The organism is Symbiopectobacterium sp. Eva_TO (assembly GCF_053848865.1).
Genome location: NZ_JBSPEY010000004.1, coordinates 3,722,504 through 3,747,220, shown reverse-complemented (window position 1 = coordinate 3,747,220; position 24,717 = coordinate 3,722,504). Strand labels below are relative to the sequence as shown.

The 24,717-nt window shown below is 50.6% G+C and carries 20 protein-coding genes and 8 pseudogenes; 12 read left to right on the top strand and 16 right to left on the bottom strand.

The genetic code is table 11. The features are described 5' to 3' along the window. Positions 1-3 precede the first annotated feature (3 nt). The 5 genes and pseudogenes from ACWWJF_RS22125 to ACWWJF_RS22105 form a co-directional block, all read right to left on the bottom strand. Positions 4-1,172 (bottom strand): IS3 family transposase gene (locus ACWWJF_RS22125; protein WP_455870571.1). Its coding sequence is split into 2 segments (ribosomal slippage): positions 4-917 and positions 917-1,172, totalling 1,170 coding nucleotides; the frame shifts between segments, so codons are not numbered across the junction. A 71-nt stretch (positions 1,173-1,243) separates the two neighbouring features. Continuing rightward, positions 1,244-1,324: pseudogene (locus tag ACWWJF_RS22120) on the bottom strand (transposase); the annotation flags it as partial. 13 nt (positions 1,325-1,337) lie between these two features. Beyond that, positions 1,338-2,032, bottom strand: a protein-coding gene (locus ACWWJF_RS22115) for an IS1 family transposase (RefSeq protein ID WP_455870587.1) whose coding sequence is annotated in 2 segments (ribosomal slippage) — positions 1,338-1,789 and positions 1,789-2,032 — 696 coding nt in all. Because the reading frame shifts where the segments join, the coding sequence is not laid out codon by codon here. A 40-nt stretch (positions 2,033-2,072) separates the two neighbouring features. Further along, positions 2,073-2,261: an AlpA family phage regulatory protein gene (locus ACWWJF_RS22110; RefSeq protein ID WP_455870586.1), complete on the bottom strand. Its 189-nt coding sequence runs from the start codon at positions 2,259-2,261 to the stop codon at positions 2,073-2,075. A 182-nt stretch (positions 2,262-2,443) separates the two neighbouring features. Then, positions 2,444-3,046 (bottom strand): site-specific integrase, encoded by a 603-nt coding sequence (locus tag ACWWJF_RS22105; protein WP_455870585.1) that lies wholly within the window; start codon positions 3,044-3,046, stop codon positions 2,444-2,446. 253 nt (positions 3,047-3,299) lie between these two features. Here ACWWJF_RS22105 and ACWWJF_RS22100 point away from each other — a divergent pair. Then, positions 3,300-3,470 (top strand): annotated as a pseudogene (locus ACWWJF_RS22100) (transposase); the annotation flags it as partial. 92 nt (positions 3,471-3,562) lie between these two features. On the opposite strand, the gene ACWWJF_RS22095 reads toward ACWWJF_RS22100, so the two are convergent. The 3 genes from ACWWJF_RS22095 to ACWWJF_RS22085 form a co-directional block, all read right to left on the bottom strand. Next, positions 3,563-4,378, bottom strand: coding sequence for a C1 family peptidase (locus ACWWJF_RS22095; RefSeq protein WP_455870584.1), 816 nt, complete (start codon positions 4,376-4,378; stop codon positions 3,563-3,565). Positions 4,379-4,908: 530 nt separating this feature from the next. Continuing rightward, positions 4,909-5,780, bottom strand: a protein-coding gene (locus ACWWJF_RS22090; protein ID WP_455871208.1) for an IS5 family transposase whose coding sequence is annotated in 2 segments (ribosomal slippage) — positions 4,909-5,408 and positions 5,408-5,780 — 873 coding nt in all. Because the reading frame shifts where the segments join, the coding sequence is not laid out codon by codon here. 18 nt (positions 5,781-5,798) lie between these two features. Further along, positions 5,799-6,545 carry an ORF6N domain-containing protein gene (locus tag ACWWJF_RS22085; RefSeq protein ID WP_455870583.1) on the bottom strand — a complete coding sequence of 249 codons (747 nt, stop codon included), beginning with the start codon at positions 6,543-6,545 and terminating at the stop codon, positions 5,799-5,801. Between the two features lie 324 nt (positions 6,546-6,869). On the opposite strand from ACWWJF_RS22085, the gene ACWWJF_RS22080 reads away from it, so the two are divergent. Further along, the gene (locus ACWWJF_RS22080) at positions 6,870-7,289 is read left to right on the top strand and encodes a coiled-coil domain-containing protein (protein ID WP_455870582.1); all 420 of its coding nucleotides are present in this window, start codon (positions 6,870-6,872) and stop codon (positions 7,287-7,289) included. A gap of 110 nt (positions 7,290-7,399) precedes the next feature. Continuing rightward, positions 7,400-8,564, top strand: a pseudogene (locus tag ACWWJF_RS22075) (IS3 family transposase). A 7-nt stretch (positions 8,565-8,571) separates the two neighbouring features. Here the strand turns inward: ACWWJF_RS22075 and ACWWJF_RS22070 are convergent. The 3 genes and pseudogenes from ACWWJF_RS22070 to pth all read right to left on the bottom strand — a co-directional run. Then, positions 8,572-9,302, bottom strand: a pseudogene (locus ACWWJF_RS22070) (helix-turn-helix domain-containing protein); the annotation flags it as partial. A 94-nt stretch (positions 9,303-9,396) separates the two neighbouring features. After that, a complete protein-coding gene (gene ychF / locus ACWWJF_RS22065; RefSeq protein ID WP_455870581.1) occupies positions 9,397-10,491 on the bottom strand; it encodes a redox-regulated ATPase YchF in 1,095 nt (364 codons plus the stop codon). 127 nt (positions 10,492-10,618) lie between these two features. Then, positions 10,619-11,206, bottom strand: a complete 588-nt coding sequence (gene pth / locus ACWWJF_RS22060) for an aminoacyl-tRNA hydrolase (protein WP_455870580.1) — start codon at positions 11,204-11,206, stop codon at positions 10,619-10,621. Between the two features lie 364 nt (positions 11,207-11,570). Here pth and ychH point away from each other — a divergent pair, with 364 nt between their 5' ends. From ychH to ACWWJF_RS22040, 4 genes and pseudogenes are all read left to right on the top strand, one after another. Further along, positions 11,571-11,843: a stress-induced protein YchH gene (gene ychH / locus ACWWJF_RS22055; protein WP_222160621.1), complete on the top strand. Its 273-nt coding sequence runs from the start codon at positions 11,571-11,573 to the stop codon at positions 11,841-11,843. 313 nt (positions 11,844-12,156) lie between these two features. Further along, positions 12,157-13,113, top strand: coding sequence for an IS630 family transposase (locus ACWWJF_RS22050; RefSeq protein ID WP_455870579.1), 957 nt, complete (start codon positions 12,157-12,159; stop codon positions 13,111-13,113). Positions 13,114-13,239: 126 nt separating this feature from the next. Further along, positions 13,240-13,607, top strand: a pseudogene (locus ACWWJF_RS22045) (transposase); the annotation flags it as partial. A gap of 174 nt (positions 13,608-13,781) precedes the next feature. Continuing rightward, a pseudogene (locus tag ACWWJF_RS22040) lies at positions 13,782-14,628 on the top strand (IS3 family transposase); the annotation flags it as partial. 48 nt (positions 14,629-14,676) lie between these two features. Here the strand turns inward: ACWWJF_RS22040 and prs are convergent. The 5 genes and pseudogenes from prs to lpxL all read right to left on the bottom strand — a co-directional run. Then, positions 14,677-15,624: a ribose-phosphate diphosphokinase gene (gene prs / locus ACWWJF_RS22035; protein WP_195313487.1), complete on the bottom strand. Its 948-nt coding sequence runs from the start codon at positions 15,622-15,624 to the stop codon at positions 14,677-14,679. Between the two features lie 153 nt (positions 15,625-15,777). Then, positions 15,778-16,653, bottom strand: a complete 876-nt coding sequence (gene ispE / locus ACWWJF_RS22030) for a 4-(cytidine 5'-diphospho)-2-C-methyl-D-erythritol kinase (protein ID WP_455870578.1) — start codon at positions 16,651-16,653, stop codon at positions 15,778-15,780. A 2-nt stretch (positions 16,654-16,655) separates the two neighbouring features. Continuing rightward, positions 16,656-17,279, bottom strand: coding sequence for a lipoprotein insertase outer membrane protein LolB (gene lolB / locus ACWWJF_RS22025; protein ID WP_455870577.1), 624 nt, complete (start codon positions 17,277-17,279; stop codon positions 16,656-16,658). Between the two features lie 152 nt (positions 17,280-17,431). Then, entirely contained in the window at positions 17,432-18,640 is a 1,209-nt protein-coding gene (locus ACWWJF_RS22020) for an IS256 family transposase (protein ID WP_455870576.1), read from the bottom strand. A gap of 235 nt (positions 18,641-18,875) precedes the next feature. Continuing rightward, positions 18,876-19,619 (bottom strand): annotated as a pseudogene (lpxL, locus tag ACWWJF_RS22015) (LpxL/LpxP family Kdo(2)-lipid IV(A) lauroyl/palmitoleoyl acyltransferase); the annotation flags it as partial. A 58-nt stretch (positions 19,620-19,677) separates the two neighbouring features. Between lpxL and ACWWJF_RS22010 the strand changes: the two are divergent. From ACWWJF_RS22010 to ACWWJF_RS21990, 5 genes and pseudogenes are all read left to right on the top strand, one after another. Further along, positions 19,678-20,372, top strand: a protein-coding gene (locus tag ACWWJF_RS22010; protein WP_455870575.1) for an IS1 family transposase whose coding sequence is annotated in 2 segments (ribosomal slippage) — positions 19,678-19,921 and positions 19,921-20,372 — 696 coding nt in all. Because the reading frame shifts where the segments join, the coding sequence is not laid out codon by codon here. A gap of 240 nt (positions 20,373-20,612) precedes the next feature. Beyond that, a protein-coding gene (locus tag ACWWJF_RS22005) for an IS3 family transposase (protein WP_455870574.1) occupies positions 20,613-21,820 on the top strand; the annotation gives its coding sequence in 2 pieces (ribosomal slippage) (positions 20,613-20,934 and positions 20,934-21,820; 1,209 coding nt in all). Between the two features lie 15 nt (positions 21,821-21,835). Further along, on the top strand, positions 21,836-22,027 hold the full coding sequence (locus ACWWJF_RS22000; protein WP_455871207.1) for a DNA polymerase III subunit theta: 192 nt from the start codon (positions 21,836-21,838) through the stop codon (positions 22,025-22,027). Between the two features lie 78 nt (positions 22,028-22,105). Next, positions 22,106-23,437: an IS4 family transposase gene (locus ACWWJF_RS21995; RefSeq protein WP_455870573.1), complete on the top strand. Its 1,332-nt coding sequence runs from the start codon at positions 22,106-22,108 to the stop codon at positions 23,435-23,437. Between the two features lie 182 nt (positions 23,438-23,619). Next, positions 23,620-24,660: pseudogene (locus ACWWJF_RS21990) on the top strand (IS481 family transposase). The last annotated feature ends 57 nt before the right edge of the window (positions 24,661-24,717 follow it).

The following is a 24,717-nucleotide window of genomic DNA, read 5'->3' as shown; positions in this document are numbered from 1 at the left end:
TGGTCAACTAATATTGGCCACCGCATTAGACTGTATGTAGAACAGTCGCTCAGATTCGTTTGGAGTTAAGCCGCCGTTATACCAGTGAGGCCGGATAGCGCTGTAATACCCCGTGATGTAGCGGATAATCGCGTCCTGGGCTTCGCTGAAGCTGTTGTAACCCTTTGTCGGCACCCATTCTGTCTTCAGGCTGCGGAAGAACCGCTCCATTGGCGCATTATCCCAGCAGTTACCCCGCCGACTCATACTCTGCTTTATCCGGCAGCGCCACAGGGCTTGCCGGTATTGACGGCTGGTATAGTGGCTGCCCTGGTCGCTGTGGAACATGACTCCTGTTGGTTGTCCCCGGAGTTCCCAGGCCATCTGCAACGCTTTAACTGTCAGCGCCGAGTCCGGCGACGTCGACATGGCCCAGCCCACCGGTTTGCGGGCGAACCGGTCTAGCACCACCGCAAGGTAAGCCCAGCATTTGCCCGTCCAGATGTAGGTCACATCGCCGCACCAGACCTGATCCGGCGCGGTAACCGCGAACTGGCGGTTGAGATAGTTCGGTATTTCAACGTGTTCATTGCCGCCGCGTTTGTATTTGTGAGCCGGTCGCTGGCAGCTGGCGATACCCAGCTCCTTCATCAGCTTGCCAGCCAGCCAGCGCCCCATTTTGACACCAGAGCTGCCGGTGACGATGGTCGCGATACTTCGAGCGCCGGCAGAGCCGCCGCTGGCGTTCCAGGCTTCCATGACGCGACTACACTTAACCACGCGCTCACCGTCGGGTTCATTAGCGGAAGCCTGCCAGTGCCTGTAGCTGCTGCGATGTACCTCAAAAGTTTGGCACAACGCCGTGACCGGGTATCGTGCCCTCAGCCTGTCGACTACCGTGAACCGTTGAGTGAGTCCGACATTAAGAGCGCCGTAGCCTTTTTTAGGATTTCGTTCTCCATTTCAAGGCATTGGACTTTTTTCTTCATCTCACGCAGCTCGAGCTGTTCAGGGGTAAGAGGAAGTCCCGTTGGCGTTTTTCCCTGTCGTTCAAGGCGAAGCTTATTGACCCAGCGACTAATGGCAGAATGGCTGACATTAACCGCCTCTGCGGCCTTAACGTATGTGTAGCCGTGGTCGACAACCAGCTTTGCGGCTTCGAGCTTAAATTCCGCCGTAAAATGTTTACCCATGAGGTCACCTGTCGTGTTGATGAGGTGAGCATATCACCTCCGATCAGGTGGCCAGTATCAGTGTGCCACTACAGCAATCGGCGAAGGTTTTTATCTCCACGCTTGCTAATACCCAACAGAGTATTCTTCCCTCCAGTACTGTATTGGCGGGGGTAATGACTCCAATTAGTAGAACATGTGTTTTTCGATGAAGGCTCCGATGACTTTTTCGTGGAGCTCGACGGAGCGCGAGAAGCAAATCGTTTTACGCGCCAGTCGTTTAATGCGGGTACGGAGCGTCAGGTTATTGCGCTCTATGCGTTGCGTGAAGATCTTGCCAGTCAGATGTTTCTGCTTCGGAACCTCTCTTGCATAGCTGCCCCAGTTGTCACTGGTAATCATGCCGATGTTTAACGGTGTCAACAGAGCCAGCAATTCACGGCAGGTCTCATCGGTTCGGGGGCCAAAAGTGTAGGCCAGAACACCGCCCGTTTTGGTATTGTAAGCGTACCAGAGCCAGTGCTGTAGCGCCTGACTGCCAACGAAGCTCCATTGCTCATCAAGTTCACAGATAAGGGCGACGTCGGCGTGAGCAACGGGAGAAGACGTTATCCTGCGGGGCGAGAGCTTTTTAAAGCCCGGATGACCGTATTGATGCCGATTTTCAACGTTCTGGCGGTATCGCGAACACCGGCACCGTTGAAGGCCATATCAACGATCTGCTCTTTGACTCTCGGCTTTCGCGCTTCATAGCGGTAGGTAAGCTGGAATACACGGCGACAGCACTGACACCGGAAGCGTTCGCGCTTAGTTGGACTAAGGCCATGTCGATAAACTTTATCTGAATGGCAGCGAGGGCAATGAACAAAAACAGTAACCACGTGGAAACCTCAAATAGCGGCAGAATATCACAAAAGCCAACTATTTGAAGGCATTACCAATTCGTTTGGGAAATCGTCCTTCCTGTTCCCACTTCCACGCACTGATTTTTCCTATTGCGGTAAGCTTGTGCCTTTCATCTTCACGAATAAAACGTTCGTAGGGTTCGTTGACGGAATTAAGCAACTTGCGGCGTTCTTCATCCGTGGGGTAAACGTATTTATGAGCCACGCTATCATCTCCATGTTTCAGTATTTTTAAGCATGTTTTCAGAGTTAGATAAGAAAGTAAACAGGGCGGAGAAGCGGTTATTCTTATCCACCCTGGAATAGGACATTCAGATTTATTTCTCTCTATTTCCATACATTTATTTTTGACATGGAAATATTTTTAATAAATAAAAATCCGTTCACCTACCGTTTAATTAATCCATCCGGTAGCACACTCTTCGCTGCCAGTTCATCAAGTCTATCCATCCACCGATTTAGCGCGTCCAGTTTCTCCGGCAAATACTGACTCCGGTTATAAATACCCATTACTCCCGGCATAGCATGGCCTAGAAGCTGCTCTACGACATGCGGGGCGACTCCCATATCATTGAGTCGGGTTGCCAGCGTCCGGCGCAGATCGTGAGGTGTCCAAGCCTGTTCTTGATTAAGCATCTTCCATACTCTGATGCCCCATGAACTAACTGTTTCAGTATTTTTTAGTTCTCCCAATAAATATCCTGTTTTTAAATTATGGCTTTTTAGCTCTTGTAGGTAAGGTCGTATCTTTTCGGGTATCGGTCTAATTATCGGCGTCTCGGTTTTGCTGTGGTCTTTCGGTACTATCCACAGCCACTTATCAAAATCCCATTCATTCCATTTTGACAGTCTGGCCTCAGCGCTGCGGCAACCGAATACAATCAATATTCTTATCCATGAAGAATAATAGGGCATGAATGCAGTGATGTGATTTACAGCTTTCCATAGTTGACCGGCTTTGTTGAATAAATAGAAAGTTTGGGTAATCATCGGATCAGATCACCATAGTTGTTTCAACATCAGGTCTCCATGGCAAAACAAAATTTTAAAATCACTAACTGGCCCTCCTATAACCCATATCGTTATACACATCTTTCTAACGCACTGTTTAATCAATGAGTTACGGGTTTATCTCAGAGTGGCATTTTGAACCTCAAAAAGCCAATGGGATGGCTTGAATGCCTTAATTCACGGGGTTCTGAGCATCCTGTTCAAAAAATGGCCAAAAGATGTGTATAACGATATGTCCTATAACAAGGCTCTCAAGCAGCGCGGTTCTCTAACCGTATGGCTAGATGAATCAGCCATTGCTGCATGGACGGAAAAAACGACTACTGAACGGCGTGGACGACCGCTCCACTACTCAGATATGGCCATCACCACAGTCCTGATGATGAAACGTGTGTTTGGCCTAATGAGATGGTCACGCAGGTGCGCAGCCTTAAAATTAGTAATCATTGAAGAATGAGAGGATGAATAGGAATAATCTATTTTTTATTCATTCAGTTAACTTTTCACGCAAGTGATGACCCAAAAATCAGATGACAACCTTTTATCTAACAAGTAATCATATGGAATATAAAAATATCCTTTTTCTCCAAGACTATCCCCCCAAGAATTGCGAAACTTGAACAGTTCTTTACTATCATCATAGCCCACACAAAGAACAGCATGCCCTCCTTCCACGTTATCCTTTTCAGATGGCATAGGTATCACCACTGGTAACTCTTTCTGATTAAACCAGTTACTGTATACCGTAAAACCAAAAACAAAAGGAGAACCGGAAGCCAAACAAAACTTTATGTGATTTATATCCTGTTTGATTCGATGGTATTGGGTAATAAAATGTTGCCGCGCATTTTCATAACATTGATCGCTCGGTTTTTTCTTAGCTAGAGAGTTAGCCGGAAATTCCCCCGTACTTTCATCTGCGGGAGTATCATCATACGGCCAGATACTTTCTGGACAACATCCAACTTTATGAAGACTTTTTATTCCATCACGTAAAGATGCTCCTGAATCATAATTAATACTTCTTTCAATAAAGCGTTCATTAAAGTAAATAAAAAGCCTTGACGGCATAAAATCGGGTAACTCTCTGTGTTTTTTTCTTTCAAATTGAAATGCAGCCGCCAATGCATTAGCCGTACATGAACCAATTTTGCCCTGATCGTAGACAGGAAAATCAATCTCAATATTGAAATTGCGGGGAAGAGATGACATTACTGAGTCTTTTGGTTGATAAGTATAATCTCTGATGTCAGGTAAATCAGGGATATATCCAAGGCCTCGCTTTCTTCTTTTTACCAAGTCAGCCAACATATTTTTACCCCTATCTAGTAGATGCTATAAAGAGAGAACCACATAACTGACCAAGCAAACTATAAATACAATTTTTAATAAATCAATATCTATAAAAATATTTCTTTGGAAAAAATATTACTGACTGTAACAATCCATGCAAGTCTAAAAATAGCCTATAAATCAAAATGTTACCGGAGACGCCTTCTAGTCGTAACTACCTGTTTTCCTAGGAGATTTTATACTTGTGTAGATATTTATGCATTTACAAAACACTTTAGCTTCTCGCACAGGAATGCTGACCGCTTGATAAAAAATAGCGTAGAGCGAAGGCCCCAACCACCAGAGGGAGTTGAGGCTTCATGTCCTGCGCGCTTTTGCCGCAGCATGGGGGTATTATGTGTCCGGACGTCCGGACAGTCAAGTATTTTAGCTGATCTTTTGATCAGTTAATCAACCGCATCAGATTCTCTTTGACGAAGTTTCGGCGCTCATCTTCGTTGGTAAGCACAACGACACCACGCTTTTCCAAGTGTTCTAGGCTGTGTCTCTTAATTACATAACCTCTGGTAAAACAGGCGGATGCAGCCCAGTTTCAACATTGCCAGATAATTCCTCGCCGTTTTGTCGTAACGTGTCGCAATGCGACGGTATTCTTTCAGACGGCCAAAGCACCGCTCAACAACGTTCCGATTGCGGTAGGCGTCACGATCGAGCTTTGAACGACCATCCACCGCCATTTTTTCAGTGGATTTTCGGGGGATGACAGTTTTTATACCTCTGTTTTTCAGCTCGTTACGTAATACATGCCCGGAGTACGCCTTGTCAGCGAGTACCGCATGACCACGGCGTTTCATACTGCCGTTCTGGCGTTGAACACCAATACCGTCCAAAAGACGTAGTGCAAACTGACTTCCATGAGCCTGACCGGGGCTCAACACGATGTTTAACGGAAGACCACTTCCGTCTGTATCCATATGGATTTTGGTGCCAAAACCACCTCGAGAGCGACCCAGTCCATTATCTCCGGTGATATCGGGATGTTTTTTTGAGCACCGGCAGCACATTTCAGCGCCCTGATATTGCTACCATCCAGCGCAGTCGCTGACCAGTCCACGAGGCCATGGGCATCAAGTGATGAAAGTAACTTATTAAAAATAATGTTAATGACTCCCGATTTTGACCATCGGTTAAAGCGGTTATAAACGGTTTTCCATGGGCCGTATCGCTCAGGTAAATCACGCCATGGGGCACCAGAGCACAGCCCCCAGAACATGCCATTGATAATCATGCGATGCTCAGCCCATGGGCGTCCGGCCTGTGGTGTTGCTGGTTCAGCAGGGAGTAAGGGCTGGATGATAGCCCATGCTTCATCGGGAAGGTCGTAGCGAGTCGTAGTTAAAAATGATTTATAAACAAACAGTTAGTATAACTCATGGGATTAAGGGACACAGCCTAATAGTGTTTCAATATCACCTATAAAACAATTGGAGGCGACCACCTCTGTCCGTGTCACACTGCCATCTGCATAGTCGAGAACAATTCTGCCAGAGATAGCAGGAAAGGTATTTTGTGAAGATGCTCTGCCGATAAATTCCCCCTCAATTGGTACACGAGCGGTGAGAGATAACGCTTCGGTAAAATTATCTTCGGGAATTTCTTTATAGCTGCAACCGAAGTGGCTTTTCAGTGCTGACCACAGCGTGATGGTTGCTTTGCCCTGATGCTCTTGCGGAACGCTTCGACCACGATTAATCACTAACTGTTTGATGGCTTCTTGTTGTTCGATAGTTAATTTGCCCGGTAATGATTTTGTTTTGCACGTTAGATGTTTCGATTCTTTCAGATTGAAGTAGCAATCTTCCAGTTGCTCGAACACATCCCATGCTTGATCGGTTTCAAGCATCTTTGCATGTCTGGCTGCTCCTCGTTCTGTCCAGAGGATGAGACTGCGAGTTTTGGGAGAAATTTGCAAACCTCTTTGAGAGGCTCGCAGCTGATTTAATTCTTCATTTTCAACTTTATAGAAGTGCTTACCACTGACGAAGCGATTTTCATTTCTGCTATAATTTTGTCGAATATACTTTTGTTCCGTTTTATAAAGTAGAGCCAGCATCTCAGTGGTTACAACAGGAACAGTGCGGTAGTTAACTAATGATAAGTTTTTAGTAGTGATTTGAGTAGCCATATTTGGCATCCTTGACTTTTTCAGTTTGCAGCCGCCAGCTAGTAGTAGCTGGTAGCCGGGCGTCAACTAGAGCAAGTCAAGTAGCTCCGGGCATATTCCCCTTCCGGGTATTGTATTACGCCTCTCCACCCGGCCTTCGGATGTGTTTACGCCCGTTTTACGGGCATAAAAAAGCCGCATGGCTATCGGGTGCGGATTACCGCTTGACTGCTTCTAGTGCGGTCAGTATCCCGATAGCTGCGTGCGTTGTCAAACCGAACTTTCAAAATTTTGCAGATTGGCGCTCAGATCGCTTACACTTGGCTTAACACAGGAGGATCCCCTATGGGCCAAGTCGCATTTGATACTCAAGAGTTCGTTGAAACGCTGGAAAACGCCGGGTTGCCGAAAGACCAGGCCAAGGCGATATCTCTTGTTGTGCGAAAATCACACGAGGTAGCAGATCTTGCTACAAAGCGCGATCTCGACGATGTGCGCAAAGACCTGTCCGCTGATATCGCCGAGGTGAAGCGTGAGATAGCCGATGTCCGTAAGGACCTATTCGCAGAGATAGCCGATGTGCGTAAGGATCTGTCCGCAGAGATTGGCAACGTGCGCAAGGATATGGAAATCGTCCGCAAGGATTTACAGCTTGAAATGGCGGGTATTCGCGCTGAGCAGAAGTTAATGCGCTGGATGCTGAGCGCTGGAATTTTGGGTATTCTCTCTCTGGTTGTGAAAGCTTTTCTCGTTACAGCCCTTTAATCAATTCTGCCACCTTGGGTCGGTAGCTTAGGCTGTGTGTAGTGGCACACCGATACTGGCCACCTGATCGGAGGTGATATGCTCACCTCATCAACACGACAGGTGACCTCATGGGTAAACATTTTACGGCGGAATTTAAGCTCGAAGCCGCAAAGCTGGTTGTCGACCACGGCTACACATACGTTAAGGCCGCAGAGGCGGTTAATGTCAGCCATTCTGCCATTAGTCGCTGGGTCAATAAGCTTCGCCTTGAACGACAGGGAAAAACGCCAACGGGACTTCCTCTTACCCCTGAACAGCTCGAGCTGCGTGAGATGAAGAAAAAAGTCCAATGCCTTGAAATGGAGAACGAAATCCTAAAAAAGGCTACGGCGCTCTTAATGTCGGACTCACTCAACGGTTCACGGTAGTCGACAGGCTGAGGGCGCGATACCCGGTCACGGCGTTGTGCCAAACTTTTGAGGTACATCGCAGCAGCTACAGGCACTGGCAGGCTTCCGCTAATGAACCCGACGGTGAGCGCGTGGTTAAGTGTAGTCGCGTCATGGAAGCCTGGAACGCCAGCGGCGGCTCTGCCGGCGCTCGAAGTATCGCGACCATCGTCACCGGCAGCTCTGGTGTCAAAATGGGGCGCTGGCTGGCAAGCTGATGAAGGAGCTGGGTATCGCCAGCTTCCAGCGACCGGCTCACAAATACAAACGCGGCGGCAATGAACACGTTGAAATACCGAACTATCTCAACCGCCAGTTCGCGGTTACCGCGCCGGATCAGGTCTGGTGCGGCGATGTGACCTACATCTGGACGGGCAAATGCTGGGCTTACCTTGCGGTGGTGCTAGACCTGTTCGCCCGCAAACCGGTGGGCTGGGCCATGTCGACGTCGCCGGACTCGGCGCTGACAGTTAAAGCGTTGCAGATGGCCTGGGAACTCCGGGGACAACCAACAGGAGTCATGTTCCACAGCGACCAGGGCAGCCACTATACCAGCCGTCAATACCGGCAAGCCCTGTGGCGCTGCCGGATAAAGCAGAGTATGAGTCGGCGGGGTAACTGCTGGGATAATGCGCCAATGGAGCGGTTCTTCCGCAGCCTGAAGACAGAATGGGTGCCGACAAAGGGTTACAACAGCTTCAGCGAAGCCCAGGACGCGATTATCCGCTACATCACGGGGTATTACAGCGCTATCCGGCCTCACTGGTATAACGGCGGCTTAACTCCAAACGAATCTGAGCGACTGTTCTACATACAGTCTAATGCGGTGGCCAATATTAGTTGACCACTACAACTTTACCGCAGTACTCCGTCCCCCCCTGTCCGTCAGTATTCTTAGCATTGGCAGCCCCTGAGCTTCGTAGAACGGCAGCACGCGATCATTGAGCAGGTCGGCGGCAGAGATCGGTGCTTTACTCGTGTAAAGCTTGCAGTGCGCCACTTTCGAGTACGTATCCACGAACGTCTGCTGGTAGATACGGCCAACACCTTTCAGATTACCCACGTAGAAGGTGTCCTGCGACCCCAGATAACCCGGGTGAGCAGTCTCTATTTCACCACAGGCTTCGTCGTCGTGCGCCTTCTTCTCCAGTGCAGCGATTTGAGCATCAGTAAGTACGATGCCTTCTCTGGCAACTTTTTCCTCAAGTGCCTTCAGGCGCTTACGAAAGTTTTCCAGATCGTGTCGTTGCCAGATGGAGCGCACACCGCTGCCAGAAATGAAGACGCCTTTTTTACGCAGCTCATTACTGGTCCGGTGCTGGCCATGAGCCGGGAACTCAATGGCGTAATCAACAACCGCACGTTCAGTGGCTTCATCAGCACGGTTTTTCAGGTTGGGAACCCGGCGGTTTTGGTTAACCAGAGCGTCAATGCCGCCTTCTGCCGCCAGTTCCTGATAGCGATAAAACGTGTCGCGTGACACCCCCATGATTTTACAGGCTTTTGATACGTTACCGAGTTCTTCGGCGAGATTGAGCAGGCCGGCTTTGTGTTTGATGATGGGATTGTTAGTATGAAGCATGAGAGTTACCTCGTGTTTTGTATAAGGATTCGACACCCATATCAAAACCGGTAACTCTCAACCTTTCAAGGTCCAGTGTCAGATCAAGTCGCGACTAATACACGTTAAACAAGAAGTTCATCACATCGCCATCTTTAACGATGTATTCTTTGCCCTCAGAACGCATTTTCCCTGCTTCTTTCGCGCCTTGTTCACCTTTGTAGGTGATAAAGTCTTCATACGCGATGGTTTGCGCGCGAATAAAGCCTTTTTCAAAATCGGTGTGGATTTTACCTGCAGCCTGTGGGGCCGTCGCACCGACAGGGATGGTCCAGGCGCGCACTTCTTTTACGCCTGCTGTAAAGTAGGTTTGCAGGTTTAGCAGTTCATAACCGGCACGGATCACGCGGTTCAGACCCGGTTCTTCCAGCCCCAGTTCTGCCATAAATTCTTCGCGATCTGCATCGTCCAACTCGGCGATGTCGGATTCTACCGCGGCACACACCGGGACAACCACAGAACCCTCGCTGGCAGCGATTTCGCGCACCCGATCCAGGTAAGGGTTGTTTTCAAAGCCATCTTCATTGACGTTAGCGATGTACATGGTGGGCTTGAGCGTAAGGAAACTCAGGTAACGAATGGCTGCTTTCTCTTCAGCATTCAGATCCAGCGCGCGCAGCATACCCGCTTTTTCCAACTGTGGCAGACATTTTTCCAGCGCGGCCTGTTCAATTTTTTCGTCTTTGTCGCCTCCTTTGGCTTTCTTCTGCACACGGTGCAGTGCACGCTCGCAAGTATCGAGATCCGCCAGCGCCAGTTCTGTGTTGATGGTATCAATGTCGTCTGCCGGATCGACCTTGCCCGCAACGTGGATAATGTTGTCGTTTTCGAAGCAACGCAACACGTGGCCGATCGCTTCCGTTTCACGAATGTTAGTCAGGAATTGGTTGCCCAGACCTTCACCTTTGGACGCACCTTTTACCAGACCCGCGATATCAACAAACTCCATCGTGGTGGGGAGAATACGTTGCGGTTTAACAATCTCAGCCAGCTTGTCCAAACGCGGGTCGGGCATCGGCACCACGCCAGTGTTGGGCTCTATGGTGCAAAACGGAAAGTTGGCCGCTTCGATACCGGCTTTGGTCAATGCATTAAACAGCGTAGATTTACCCACGTTAGGCAGCCCAACGATACCGCACTTGAATCCCATATTTTTATCACCTTAAATAGCTTATCAATCAGATGGTTATGTTTCTCATCTGAACAAATAAATACGTTAGCGCCAATTATACACGGAATGGCGCATTAACTCGAACCGACTGCGCGGGAATATCATTTCACGCAGGTTTATAGGCGTGCAGTCGATTCATTGCTTTCACCATATCGTCTTTCAGCAAAATCTCGGTGCAGCGAATGGCTTCGTCGATCGCGCCGTCGATCCGCATGTGTTCACTGGCGGGTGGTTTGCCCAGCACGAAACCGGTAACCTTACTTTTATCGCCTGGATGGCCGATGCCAATGCGCAAGCGGTGAAAATTAGGGTTGTTACCTAATTTGCTCATGATGTCTTTCAAGCCGTTGTGCCCGCCGTGTCCGCCGCCCAGTTTCAGTTTGGCAACCCCAGGTAAAAGATCCAGTTCATCGTGCGCTACCAGAATTTCATCCGGTTGGATGCGGTAAAAGGTTGCCATTGCCGCCACGGCTTTACCGCTGAGGTTCATAAAGGTGGTTGGCACCAGCAGGCGAACATCATGACCGGCCAGAGTGAGGCGCGCGGTATAGCCAAAGAACTTAGCCTCTTCCTTAAGCGATTGCCGATAAGCCTCAGCTAACTGGTCAACGTACCAGGCACCGGCATTGTGGCGCGTGGCGGCGTATTCGGCTCCCTGATTCGCCAATCCGACGATTAATTTGATACTGCTCACGTTAAGTCCCAGATTTTGCGTCTCGCGACGCCCGATAAAAGAAAGTCAAACGCGTAGTTTACACAGGAGTAGGGCAGTGAAAAAGCCTTCAGCAGGTTGTTTGTCGCGCGCTCGACGAACGTGTAGCAAAAAATGGCTGGAAACAATTTACTTTGGTAATAATTCAATTTTGTTATTAATTATATTCGCATTTGGTCAGCACTAAATGTAAAAAAACGTTTCGACATTTGCTTATCTGTGATCGCCTACGCAATACCTTATTGCCTACAGCGTCTATAATTACATCAGAACAAGGACGGTTACGTAGCATTTTCATTTTTCCGAACGGTCACGTATTTTACCTCACCCTTACAGGAGGTGACAGATGAAACGCAAAAATGCTGTCATGCTGGGCAACGTATTTATGGGCATCGGTATGGTGTTAATGGTCGGGGGGATCGCCTTCACCATTATCAGCCAATTACCTGAGCTGAACTTGCCCGCCTACTTTACCTATTTCGACCTAATGGCCATTTTCGCTGGTGCCATGACCTGGCTGGTTGGGGCACGCATTGGCGGCCGTGAAGCCGTCGCCGATCGCTATTGGTGGGTAAAGCATTTTGATAAACGCTGCCGCCGTCAGCAACCTCATTCCTAATGATACCAGACGCCTGCTTGTTCGGCAGGCGCCAGGATGTTTTTTTCTGCTTGCAGATAATACCCACTTTGCGTGCTGATTATATTCCTCCTGCGATGTAGTTGACCCCGTAAATAATCATAGCCACTGTTCGCATGCAATATTATTGCCACGCCAAACGATATTATGTGCAATACGTGACCATATCCACGAGAAATAAAAAACGCCACCCTAAATAACTGTTCCGAATAGTAGATCACCTGAAGGGAACTCAGTCCGAGTTGAGCGATCTGATCAATCGATAAAGCTCCCAAATCATCAACCGGACTGAGCGATGTCGAGCATAGCACCGATACCCCGTAACGAACGACGCGTGATGAAGAAAACTCTCCATAAAACGCGTGACAAGAATCACGCCCGCAGGCTGACCGCCATCCTGATGTTGCACCGGGGCGAGCGCGTGAGCGATGTCGCCAGAATGCTTTGCTGCGCCCGTTCGTCAATCGGCAGATGGATTAACTGGCTCACCCTGTACGGCATTGAAGGCCTCAAATCTCTGCGGCCCGGTCGTGGCCGTCGCTGGCCGTTTGAACAGATCTGCGCACTGTTAATCCAGCTCGTAAAGCGTTCCCCTCATGATTTTGGCTATCAGCGTTCGCGCTGGAGCACGGAACTGCTAGCGATAAAAATCAATGAGATAACCGGTTGCCAGTTGCATGCTTCCACGGTGCGCCGTTGGCGGCCTTCTGCCGGTCTGGTGTGGCGACGCGCAGCTCCTACGCTGCGTATCCGCGACCCGCATAAGGAAGAAAAAATGGAGGCCATCGCGATGGCGCTGGAACAATGCAGCGCGGAACATCCCGTCTTTTACGAAGACGAAGTGGATATTCATCTGAATCCCAAAATTGGCGCGGACTGGCAGGTTCGCGGGAAGCAGAAACGCATCGTGACGCCGGGCCAGAACGAGAAATATTATCTGGCGGGTGCATTACACAGCGGGACGGGAAAAGTCAGCTATGTTGGAGGAAACAGTAAAAGTTCGTGTTTGTTTATCAGTATGTTAGAGCATCTGAGAGCAACGTACAGACGGGCAAAAACGCTCACGCTGATAGTTGATAACTACATTATTCACAAAAGCCGGGAGACGCAGCGCTGGCTGGAAGAAAACCCGAAATTCAGGGTTATTTATCAGCCGGTGTACTCACCATGGGTAAATCATGTAGAGCGGTTATGGCAGGCGTTGCATGAAACTATTACCCGCAATCATCAATGCTGTTCAATGTGGCAGTGACTGAACAAGGTTCGCCGCTTCATGGAAACCGTCAGTGATGTAGCCCCCTGTAACACCAGACAGTAGCTGTATCTCCAGATAAGAGATAGGCTTAGATATATGTCTAACAATCATGCTAATTTTGAAATGACCGGGATCCTGTTAGGGCAAGAAGTCCGTAAGCGTAAAACTCCGCAAGAGAAAATCACCATCATTCAGCAGACAATGGAGCCGGGGATGAACGTCTCCCATGTAGCCCGCCTGCATGGCATCCAGCCCAGCCTTTTGTTTAAGTGGAAGAAGCAATACCAGGAAGGAAGCCTCACCGCCGTTGCGGCCGGAGAAGAAGTGGTTCCAGCTTCGGCGCTGGCGACTGCCCTCAAGCAGGTCCGGGAGCTACAGCGCCTTCTGGGTAAGAAGACGATGGAAGTTGAGATCCTCAAAGAAGCAGTGGAGTACCGCCAGTCGCGAAAATGGATAGCGCACGCGCCCTTGTTGCCAAAGGACGGGGAATAGCTCATATCGTTATACACATCTTTTGGCCATTTTTTGAACAGGATGCTCAGAACCCCGTGAATTAAGGCATTCAAGCCATCCCATTGGCTTTTTGAGGTTCAAAATGCCACTCTGAGATAAACCCGTAACTCATTGATTAAAAAGTGCGTTAGAAAAATGTGTATAACGATATGGGAATAGCTCTGGTCAGCCGCGCCATGAGCGTGTCGTGTGCGCAGCTGTCACTGCGGGTTAACCGTTCTGCCGACTGGCTGGACAGGCGCAGCAACCGGCGTAATGACGAAGCTGATGCTGAGATATTATCGGACATCCTCCGTATCATCAGCGACATGCCCAGTTACGGTTACCGCCGAGTGTGGGGTATCCTGCGTAAGCAACGTCGTGCAGAGGGACTTCCACCGGTGAAAGCCAAACGGCTTTACAGGATAATGAGCGAGCATAACCTGCTGCTGTTGCATGATAAAACTGAACGTCCGAAGCGGGAGCATAAAGGCAAAATCGCGGTAGCAGAGAGCGATATGCGCTGGTGCTCAGATGGCTTCGAGTTCGGTTGTGACAACGGCGAGAAGCTGCGGGTGACGTTCGGCACTGGACTGCTGCGACCGGGAGGCCATAGACTGGGCAGCGAGCACCAGGGGTTATGACAGTTCAACCGTGCAGGATGTGATGCTGAGGTCGGTGGAAAAACGCTTCGGTAGCGCGCTGCCGGATAAACCAGTGCAATGGCTGACGGATAATGGTTCAGCGTACACAGCGCATGAAACGCGGAAGTTCGCCAGAGAACTGAATCTGGAGCCCTGCACAACAGCAGTGAGCCGTCCACAGAGTAACGGCATGGCAGAACGGTTCGTGAAGACGATGAAGGAAGATTACATCGCCTTCATGCCAAAACCCGATGTGCGAACAGCGCTGAAGAACCTTGCAGCGGCGTTCAATCATTACAATGAAAACCATCCGCACAGTGCGCTGGGATACAACTCCCCAAGAGAATATCGGCGCCAGCGGGCATCGTTAACTTAAGATACAAAAGCTGTCCGGAGATGGTGGGTCAAGATCAGACGCTGTTGATTAATGTTCAAACATGGCAGAAATAGACTCTTCGTTGCTGATGCGACGAATAGCTTCTGCCAGCATGCCCGAAAGTGTCAGTGTGCGCACGTTAGGCAGTGCTTTGATATTTTCCGACAGTGGAATGGTATCGCAGACGATCACTTCATCAATCACCGAATTCTTGATGTTGTCATACGCATTGCCGGAGAAAATCGGGTGAGTGGCATAAGCAAAGACGCGTTTGGCACCGCGTTCTTTTAATGCTTCTGCCGCTTTGCACAGTGTGCCACCGGTATCGATCATGTCGTCGACCAGAATGCAGTCGCGCCCTGCGACATCACCGATGATGTGCATCACTTGAGAGACGTTGGCGCGCGGACGACGTTTGTCGATGATCGCCATGTCAGTGTCGTTCAGCAGTTTAGCAATGGCACGTGCACGCACAACACCACCGATATCCGGAGAAACCACAATCGGGTTTTCCAGATTCTGCTGCAACATGTCTTCCAGCAGAATCGGGCTGCCGAAAACGTTATCGACCGGAACGTCGAAGAAGCCTTGAATCTGTTCTGCGTGCAGGTCCACGGTCAGCACACGGTCAACCCCTACGCTTGACAGAAAGTCAGCGACCACTTTGGCGGTGATCGGTACACGAGCAGAACGCACACGGCGGTCCTGACGAGCATAGCCGAAATAGGGGATAACGGCGGTAATACGTCCCGCTGACGCGCGGCGTAGAGCATCGACCATGACAACCAGCTCCATCAGGTTGTCATTGGTTGGTGCACAGGTGGACTGGATGATGAAAATGTCGCCACCACGAACGTTTTCATTGACTTGCACGCTGACTTCACCGTCGCTAAAGCGACCTACAGCAGCGTCTCCCAGGCTGGTGTATAAACGGTTGGCAATACGTTGCGCTAGTTCGGGGATAGCGTTACCAGCAAAAAGCTTCATATCAGGCACGAGAAGAACCTCAGGCTTGCGTCCAGAGAAATATTGTACCCGGTATCTCGAGGGCGTTGCGAGGCAGCAGGTAAAATATGCATACGGGTGTATGAGTTAAGCGTTGAACTTAATGCATAAACCCGCCATACGGGGTAAAAATGTTTTCAACGCTTAACGTTGCCCGGAAAGCACACGGTGCAGCGGCGAGGTGTTCACGCCACGCGCAACAAAACCGTTCAGCGTTTCCGGGGCCTGGTCAAGCACCTGACGAGCGGCGAATTCGGTGTCGAATTCGGCAAACACACAAGCTCCCGTTCCTGTCAGGCGCGCCGGTGCGTATTCTAGCAGCCAAGAAAGTCGCTGTTCAACCTCGCGAAAACGTTTTCTTACGGTAGATTCACAATCATTGACGAAAGTCTGTTTTTGTAGCTCATCTAATGTGCGTACCGGTGTGTCGCGTGGTAAGTCCGGATCGCTAAACACCAACGGGGTCGGAATGGTGACGCCGGGATGTACCACCAGATACCATTTTTCCGGTGGTGAGGCGGGTGTCAGTATCTCACCAACGCCTTCGGCGAAAGCGGCATGCCCGCGTACAAACACCGGTACATCTGCGCCTAGCCGTAATCCCAACTGCGCCAGCGTGTCCTCATCAAGGCCACATTGCCACAGATGATTCAACGCAACCAGCACCGTAGCAGCGTTGGAAGATCCGCCGCCCAGACCACCGCCCATTGGTAGGCATTTATCGATAGCGATGTCAGCACCGTTATAGGTCAGTGTGCGCCCCTGCTCCTGGCTGTAGGCCTGTAACAAACGAGCCGCGCGTACGGCCAGATTGGTGTCGTCAGGCACGCCGGGCAGTGGGGTGAGTAGCTGGATAATGCCGTCGTTGCGTAATCGGATGTCGACTGTGTCGCCATAATCCAGAAACTGCAACAGCGTTTGCAGCAGGTGATACCCGTCGGCGCGCTGACCGGTGATATACAGAAACAGGTTTAGTTTGGCCGGAGATGGCCAGTGCGTCAGTTGTGCCGCATCGCTCATGCTTATTGCACCGTCCAGTTATTCATTTTCAGCTTGATGCGTTGCTCGCCTTGCGTCAGTTCCAGGGCGTTGGGTAGGGTGGGCGTGACGCTATCATCGTAACCGAGGTATTTCACTTCCCACGTAAAGCCGTTTTGTACCAGCGTTGCCGTACTGAGCCGCGCGTGCTCATCCAGCGTAAACTGCTGCGCATCTCCCGGCAGGCCAATCATCCACTGGCGCAGATTGGTCAATGGAATACGCATACCGGTCAATTGGGACAGCATGTACTCGGCATCTTTGCCGATATAACGTTTATCTTGCCCATCGGTGATTTGAATGCCATCGGGCTGTGCGCGCAGTTCCAGTTCTGTGCCGCCGAACGGGTTGGTCAGCAGCAGACGGTAGCGTTGCGTGGAAGACTCTTGCCAGAAAAAGTTGGCCGAAAGTTTCTTGCTATCGGAGAGATAGGCAAATGCGCCACGTGTCTGATACTGGCTCAATTGTTGCACCTGCTGCTTATGTTGTAACCAGGCCGGCGAATCCAACGTTGCGTTGGGACCCGAGGGCTTGGTCAACGTACAGGCAGTCAGCAGTAAGCTGGCTAAAGGCAGGAGCCGTAAGGCGCGGGCGGTGTGACTTAACATGTTGCATATATCCTATTAAGGGTAGAGAAACCCCATCATCATGTCGAATGGATACAGTGTGCCATGCGTTGCAAGTGATGCCCAGCGGCAATGTATGACAGTGAAAAAGGAATGCGGCAGACCCTGTACATGATTCTGTGTAAATGCCTTTCTCAGTAGTGACCGTCCAGGCGGTCACCGAACTCGATAATAAAACGGCTCATTGCCATACGCCAGTCCCACAGTGGCATCGTCCATTTCTGTGAGGCCGACGGGATTGCCAGCCACACCACCTTTTTCACTGCGTCGTCAGTCGGGAACACCTTGCGTTTTTTAATCGCATGCCGGATCACACTGTTCAGCGACTCGATGGCGTTGGTTGTGTAGATGACTTTGCGGATATCAGCCGGGTAAGCGAAGAACGTTGCCAGATTGCTCCAGTTCGTCTGCCAGCTCCGGCTTATCTGTGGATAGCGGCTGTCCCATGCGCTGGCGAATGCTTCCAGCGCCTGCTGGCCTGCTTCTTCCGTAGCGGCCTGATAGATGGCTTTCAGGTCGCGTGTGACGGCTTTGTAGTCCTTCCAAGAGACGAACCTCAGGCTGTTGCGTACCATGTGCACGATGCACAGCTGGATGCGGGCTTCCGGATACACCGCGTTGATGGCGTCCGGGAAGCCTTTCAGACCGTCGACACAGGCGATGAGGATATCGTTCAGGCCGCGGTTTTTTAGTTCTGTCAGCACATTGAGCCAGAACTTCTCGCCCTCGTTTTCGGCCAGCCACATACCCAGCAGTTCTTTCTGGCCCTCGATGTTGATACCCAGTGCCAGGAACACGGATTTATTGATGACGCGACTGTCCTGCCGGACCTTCAGGATGATACAGTCAAGGTAAACAATGGGATAGACTGCATCCAGTGGACGATTTTGCCATTCAGTAACCGGTTCCATCACGGCGTCGGTGACCTTCGAGACCAGTGCCGGTGAGACATCCGCGTCATACAGCTCGTTGAACGCAGACGCTATCTCGCGGGTGGTCATCCCTCTGGCGTACAGGGACAGGATTTGGTTATCCATCCCGGTGATCCGGGTCTGGTTTTTCTTCACCAGTTGTGGTTCGAAGGAGTCATCACGATCGCGCGGAGTACGTAGTGCCAGAGGGCCATCGCCGGTGGTCACGGTGTTTGTTGAATAGCCGTTGCGGGAGTTGGCCCCCGGTTTGGGCTGATTTTTATCGTAGCCCAGATGGTGGGACATTTCGGCATTGAGAGCAGCCTCAACGCTGATTTTCTTCAGCAGGCGATCGAATTGGCTGAGAGCGTCAGGGGTTTTGATATTTTTGGCCAGTTCGTTAGCCAGAGCCTGCAACTGTTTTTCGTCCATAAATTAACCTGTTTTTGATGTTGGATTGAACATATCAAAATCAGGCAATTACACAAATTTATGTACAGGGTCAATTGTGTCGTAGGGTAACGAGAGCTGCTTGCTCGTATCGTCTACGGATTCTCTGCTACCACCATCCCAGATAGCTGCCTGCGCCCACAACGATAGCCACAACAATCATTATCATTGTGATTTTACTCATTGGTATTTCTCCTTATTTCCTTGGCAGTATCATTTAGATATATAGTGATTTTTCGCCTTGCGGCCGAGTTTTAAAGCGCCGGTTAACCCAGAGATACTGCTCAGATGCGCGCAATATCTCGCGTTCTATGACCTTGTTGATGTAGGTCGCTGCCGCAGATTCATCGTTTTTCGGGTAATCCAACAGTTCAGGCTCGATAATTAGCGTATATCCAGTAAGGTCTAGTTTCCTGATGAGCGTGATAGTCAGCATAGCTGCACCGGACAGACGAGAAAGGACGTAAGTTCCGTTGGTTGTTGCCACATCGCTGACCGCGAAGAAGGGCGCAAAGGTGCTGCCTTTCGGGCCGTAATCTTGATCGGGAGCAAACCAGACGGCTTCTCCCTGACGCAAAGCAGCGACCATGGCCTTCAGATTTCGACGATCAATCATCGCTTTATTGGAGCGCATTCTGCCTTTGGTCTGCACCCACTCCAGCAAGTGGTTGTTGTGTGGACGATACATCGCCATCATTGGTTGGCACTGACCCATGGCACGACCACCCAGCTCCAGCGACATAAAATGCACGCCAACCACAATCACGCCGCGTTTGTTCTCTTGAGCGCGTTGGAGATTTTGTAAACCTTGCACGTCGAACAGTTTACGAATGCGCTCGTTGGGCCAAAACCAGGCAATCCCGGTTTCGACCAGCGCCATTCCCAGCGACGCAAAGTTACCGGCAATAAGCCGTTCTTGTTCTTCGTCGTTTAACGTAGGGAAGCAGAGTTTAAGATTCCTGGTAATGCCTTCAAATAGTTGGCTTTTGTGATATTCTGCCGCTATTTGAGGTTTCCACGTGGTTACTGTTTTTGTTCATTGCCCTCGCTGCCATTCAGATAAAGTTTATCGACATGGCCTTAGTCCAACTAAGCGCGAACGCTTCCGGTGTCAGTGCTGTCGCCGTGTATTCCAGCTTACCTACCGCTATGAAGCGCGAAAGCCGGGAGTCAAAGAGCAGATCGTTGATATGGCCTTCAACGGTGCCGGTGTTCGCGATACCGCCAGAACGTTGAAAATCGGCATCAATACGGTCATCCGGGCTTTAAAAAGCTCTCGCCCCGCAGGATAACGTCTTCTCCCGTTGCTCACGCCGACGTCGCCCTTATCTGTGAACTTGATGAGCAATGGAGCTTCGTTGGCAGTCAGGCGCTACAGCACTGGCTCTGGTACGCTTACAATACCAAAACGGGCGGTGTTCTGGCCTACACTTTTGGCCCCCAAACCGATGAGACCTGCCGTGAATTGCTGGCTCTGTTGACACCGTTCAACATCGGCATGATTACCAGTGACAACTGGGGCAGCTATGCAAGAGAGGTTCCGAAGCAGAAACATCTGACTGGCAAGATCTTCACGCAACGCATAGAGCGCAATAACCTGACGCTCCGTACCCGCATTAAACGACTGGCGCGTAAAACGATTTGCTTCTCGCGCTCCGTCGAGATCCACGAAAAAGTCATCGGAGCCTTCATCGAAAAACACATGTTCTACTAATTGGAGTCATTACCCTTACAACGTGCTTTGCACAGGGTGTTGTATATTTTTAATACAGCATGGTGCTGACCACAAGGGAGGATCTGTTGGTATGATTAATTTTGAAAAGATGATTCTCGAATACAGTGACAAGTATGCAGATTTTGCTGTGATGTAGCCCCCTGTAACACCAGACAGTAGCTGTATCTCCAGATAAGAGATAGGCTTAGATATCTGTCTAACAATCATGCTAATTTTGAAATGACCGGGATCCTGTTAGGGCAAGAAGTCCGTAAGCGTAAAACTCCGCAAGAGAAAATCGCCATCATTCAGCAGACAATGGAGCCGGGGATGAACGTCTCCCATGTAGCCCGCCTGCATGGCATCCAGCCCAGCCTTTTGTTTAAGTGGAAGAAGCAATACCAGGAAGGAAGCCTCACCGCCGTTGCGGCCGGAGAAGAAGTGGTTCCAGCTTCGGCGCTGGCGACTGCCCTCAAGCAGGTCCGGGAGCTACAGCGCCTTCTGGGTAAGAAGACGATGGAAGTTGAGATCCTCAAAGAAGCAGTGGAGTACCGCCAGTCGCGAAAATGGATAGCGCACGCGCCCTTGTTGCCAAAGGACGGGGAATAGCTCTGGTCAGCCGCGCCATGAGCGTGTCGCGTGCGCAGCTGTCACTGCGGGTTAACCGTTCTGCCGACTGGCTGGACAGGCGCAGCAACCGGCGTAATGACGAAGCTGATGCTGAGATATTATCGGACATCCTCCGTATCATCAGCGACATGCCCAGTTACGGTTACCGCCGAGTGTGGGGTATCCTGCGTAAGCAACGTCGTGCAGAGGGACTTCCACCGGTGAACGCCAAACGGCTTTACAGGATAATGAGCGAGCATAACCTGCTGTTGTTGCATGATAAAACTGAACGTCCGAAGCGGGAGCATAAAGGCAAAATCGCGGTAGCAGAGAGCGATATGCGCTGGTGCTCAGATGGCTTCGAGTTCGGTTGTGACAACGGCGAGAAGCTGCGGGTGACGTTCGCACTGGACTGCTGCGACCGGGAGGCCATAGACTGGGCAGCGAGCACCAGGGGTTATGACAGTTCAACCGTGCAGGATGTGATGCTGAGGTCGGTGGAAAAACGCTTCGGTAGCGCGCTGCCGGATAAACCAGTGCAATGGCTGACGGATAATGGTTCAGCGTACACAGCGCATGAAACGCGGAAGTTCGCCAGAGAACTGAATCTGGAGCCCTGCACAACAGCAGTGAGCCGTCCACAGAGTAACGGCATGGCAGAACGGTTCGTGAAGACGATGAAGGAAGATTACATCGCCTTCATGCCAAAACCCGATGTGCGAACAGCGCTGAAGAACCTTGCAGCGGCTTTCAATCATTACAATGAAAACCATCCGCACAGTGCGCTGGGATACAACTCCCCAAGAGAATATCGGCGCCAGCGGGCATCGTTAACTTAAGATACAAAAGCTGTCCTGAGATGGTGGGTCAAGATCAATGCAGATTTTGCTGCATCGACAGTCGCCTTTATGGAAAGTCAGAAGCGCGAAATATGCGCAGAAACAATCGCCCAGAAAATCCCACCGGAAAAAAGAGCCTATTTTGAAGCTCGGTTAGCGCCACCTCGTTATACACAAGTCCGCAACGCCTTATATGCCAAGGGTTAGCGGGCTGAAATAGGCAGCCGGTGGGGTTGTAAATGAAGTGAAACCGACGTGTACTATCGCCATTTACGGCGCTGAAAAATGACACGGGATTCAGATGGCTGGGCACACCAAGAACTGGAAGGGGTAAATCTTGGTGACACGAGGCTCAATAAGCGCGCCAAAGGGCTTTTGATACGGCTGGCTGAGAATCCGCAAGCCAGCATTCCGCATGCTTGCCTCGGATGGTCTGAGACGCTGGGTGCTTACCGCTTCATGGAGAACCAAGCATTCGAATGGCGAGACATTCTGCAACCTCACTGGCAGCGTACGCAGGAAAGGATCCGAGAACACGAGGTTGTGCTGTGTATCCAAGACACTACCGAGCTTGACTTCAACGGGCAGCAAATCCAAGGCTTGGGTCCCTTGAACTACGAAGCCAGGCGTGGTCTGTACCTGCATCCGACCTACGCGGTCAGTCCGGATCGCGTGGGGTTGGGCGTACTGGATGCGTGGATGTGGGCAAGAGAGCCGAAGGATGCAGACGGAAAACGCGATGGGATCAAGGAGAGTACGCGCTGGCTCGAGGGATACGAGCGAGTTGCTGAACTCGCCTCGGAGTTGCCAAACACACGTCTGGTGTACTTAGCCGATCGCGAAGCGGATATCAAGGCGTTGATGCAGCTCGCTGATGACCTTGGCACTCAGGCTGACTGGTTGATCCGCTCGACTCATAATCGCAGTCTGGACTGTAATGAGAAGCTTTGGCAGAAGGTTGGAAAGACCGTGCCGGTGGGAGAAATCCAATTCGTTATGGCGGCTCGCGCGGGGCAGAAGGCGCGTACGGTGAAACAGGCGCTGCGCGTGAAGCGAGTGTCGCTGCGTTGCGGGTTGGCAGTGACTTGTGTGATAGCCAAGGAAATTGAGCCGCCAGCAGGCGTGAAGCCGGTCGAGTGGCGGTTGCTGAGCAATCGCGTACCTGAAGGACGAGAAGATATCGTGGAGCTGATCGACTGGTATCGGGCTAGATGGGAAATCGAGATGTTCTTCAATGTGCTGAAGAACGGCTGCTGTGTCGAAGCGTTACAGTTATCGACCGTGGATCGCATTGAGCGGGCATTGGCGCTGTTCATGATCGTGGCATGGCGCATCGCCTATTTAATGCGTATGGGACGAACCTGTCCAGAGCTGGACGCAATGTTGTTCTTTGATTCCGACGAGACTCATGGAGCTTACCTACTGATGAACAAGCGTATGCCCAAGGGCCGCCCTAAGCTAAACGAAGTATTGCGCTTAGTTGCGCAACTGGGAGGCTTTCTTGCTCGAAAAGGCGACGGTGAACCAGGCGCAAAAACTATCTGGAAAGGCTTGCAGAAAGTCATGACGGCCGCCGAAACGCTACGCGCGCTCAGGCACGAACAGAGATGTGTATAACGAGGTAGGTTAGCGCATTACCGGGGCTTTGTTGAATAAATCAGAACTTGTAACGACTGTGTCCCAGGTCGATTGTTACGTGTATTAGTCGCGACTTGATCTGACACTGGACCTTGAAAGGTTGAGAGTTACCGGTTTTGATATGGGTGTCGAATCCTTATACAAAACACGAGGTAACTCTCATGCTTCATACTAACAATCCCATCATCAAACACAAAGCCGGCCTGCTCAATCTCGCCGAAGAACTCGGTAACGTATCAAAAGCCTGTAAAATCATGGGGGTGTCACGCGACACGTTTTATCGCTATCAGGAACTGGCGGCAGAAGGCGGCATTGACGCTCTGGTTAACCAAAACCGCCGGGTTCCCAACCTGAAAAACCGTGCTGATGAAGCCACTGAACGTGCGGTTGTTGATTACGCCATTGAGTTCCCGGCTCATGGCCAGCACCGGACCAGTAATGAGCTGCGTAAAAAAGGCGTCTTCATTTCTGGCAGCGGTGTGCGCTCCATCTGGCAACGACACGATCTGGAAAACTTTCGTAAGCGCCTGAAGGCACTTGAGGAAAAAGTTGTCAGAGAAGGCATCGTACTTACTGATGCTCAAATCGCTGCACTGGAGAAGAAGGCGCACGACGACGAAGCCTGTGGTGAAATAGAGACTGCTCACCCGGGTTATCTGGGGTCGCAGGACACCTTCTACGTGGGTAATCTGAAAGGTGTTGGCCGTATCTACCAGCAGACGTTCGTGGATACGTACTCGAAAGTGGCGCACTGCAAGCTTTACACGAGTAAAGCACCGATCTCTGCCGCCGACCTGCTCAATGATCGCGTGCTGCCGTTCTACGAAGCTCAGGGGCTGCCAATGCTAAGAATACTGACGGACAGGGGGACGGAGTACTGCGGTAAAGTGGAACAACATGACTATCAGCTGTACTTGGCTATCAACGATATAGACCATACGAAAACGAAAGCGATGTCTCCGCAGACAAACGGTATCTGCGAGCGCTTCCATAAAACTATTTTGCAGGATTTTTATCAGGTTGCGTTCCGTAAGACGTTATACGAGGACCTAGAAAGTCTACAAAAGGATCTGGACAACTGGTTGTAGCATTACAATAATGAGCGAACTCATCAGGGTAAAATGTGCTGCGGGCGTACGCCAATGGCCACGTTACTTGATGGTAAACGAGTCTGGGCAGAAAAAAATCTGAACCAGATTTAATCTGACAGACACCTGTATAAATAACCGGTAACTGTCAGATCAGGTCTGAGCTAATAC

Bases quoted from the DNA above. Each gene is read 5' to 3' on its own strand.
- ispE (WP_455870578.1), bottom strand. From the start codon at position 16,653: ATGAGCGATGCGGCACAACTGACGCACTGGCCATCTCCGGCCAAACTA.
- lolB (WP_455870577.1), bottom strand. From the start codon at position 17,279: ATGTTAAGTCACACCGCCCGCGCCTTACGGCTCCTGCCTTTAGCCAGC.
- ychF (WP_455870581.1), bottom strand. From the start codon at position 10,491: ATGGGATTCAAGTGCGGTATCGTTGGGCTGCCTAACGTGGGTAAATCT.
- ACWWJF_RS22095 (WP_455870584.1), bottom strand. From the start codon at position 4,378: ATGTTGGCTGACTTGGTAAAAAGAAGAAAGCGAGGCCTTGGATATATC.
- ACWWJF_RS21995 (WP_455870573.1), top strand. From the start codon at position 22,106: ATGACACGGGATTCAGATGGCTGGGCACACCAAGAACTGGAAGGGGTA.
- ACWWJF_RS22050 (WP_455870579.1), top strand. From the start codon at position 12,157: ATGTCGAGCATAGCACCGATACCCCGTAACGAACGACGCGTGATGAAG.
- ychH (WP_222160621.1), top strand. From the start codon at position 11,571: ATGAAACGCAAAAATGCTGTCATGCTGGGCAACGTATTTATGGGCATC.
- ACWWJF_RS22020 (WP_455870576.1), bottom strand. From the start codon at position 18,640: ATGGACGAAAAACAGTTGCAGGCTCTGGCTAACGAACTGGCCAAAAAT.
- ACWWJF_RS22105 (WP_455870585.1), bottom strand. From the start codon at position 3,046: ATGATTACCCAAACTTTCTATTTATTCAACAAAGCCGGTCAACTATGG.
- ACWWJF_RS22080 (WP_455870582.1), top strand. From the start codon at position 6,870: ATGGGCCAAGTCGCATTTGATACTCAAGAGTTCGTTGAAACGCTGGAA.
- ACWWJF_RS22085 (WP_455870583.1), bottom strand. From the start codon at position 6,545: ATGGCTACTCAAATCACTACTAAAAACTTATCATTAGTTAACTACCGC.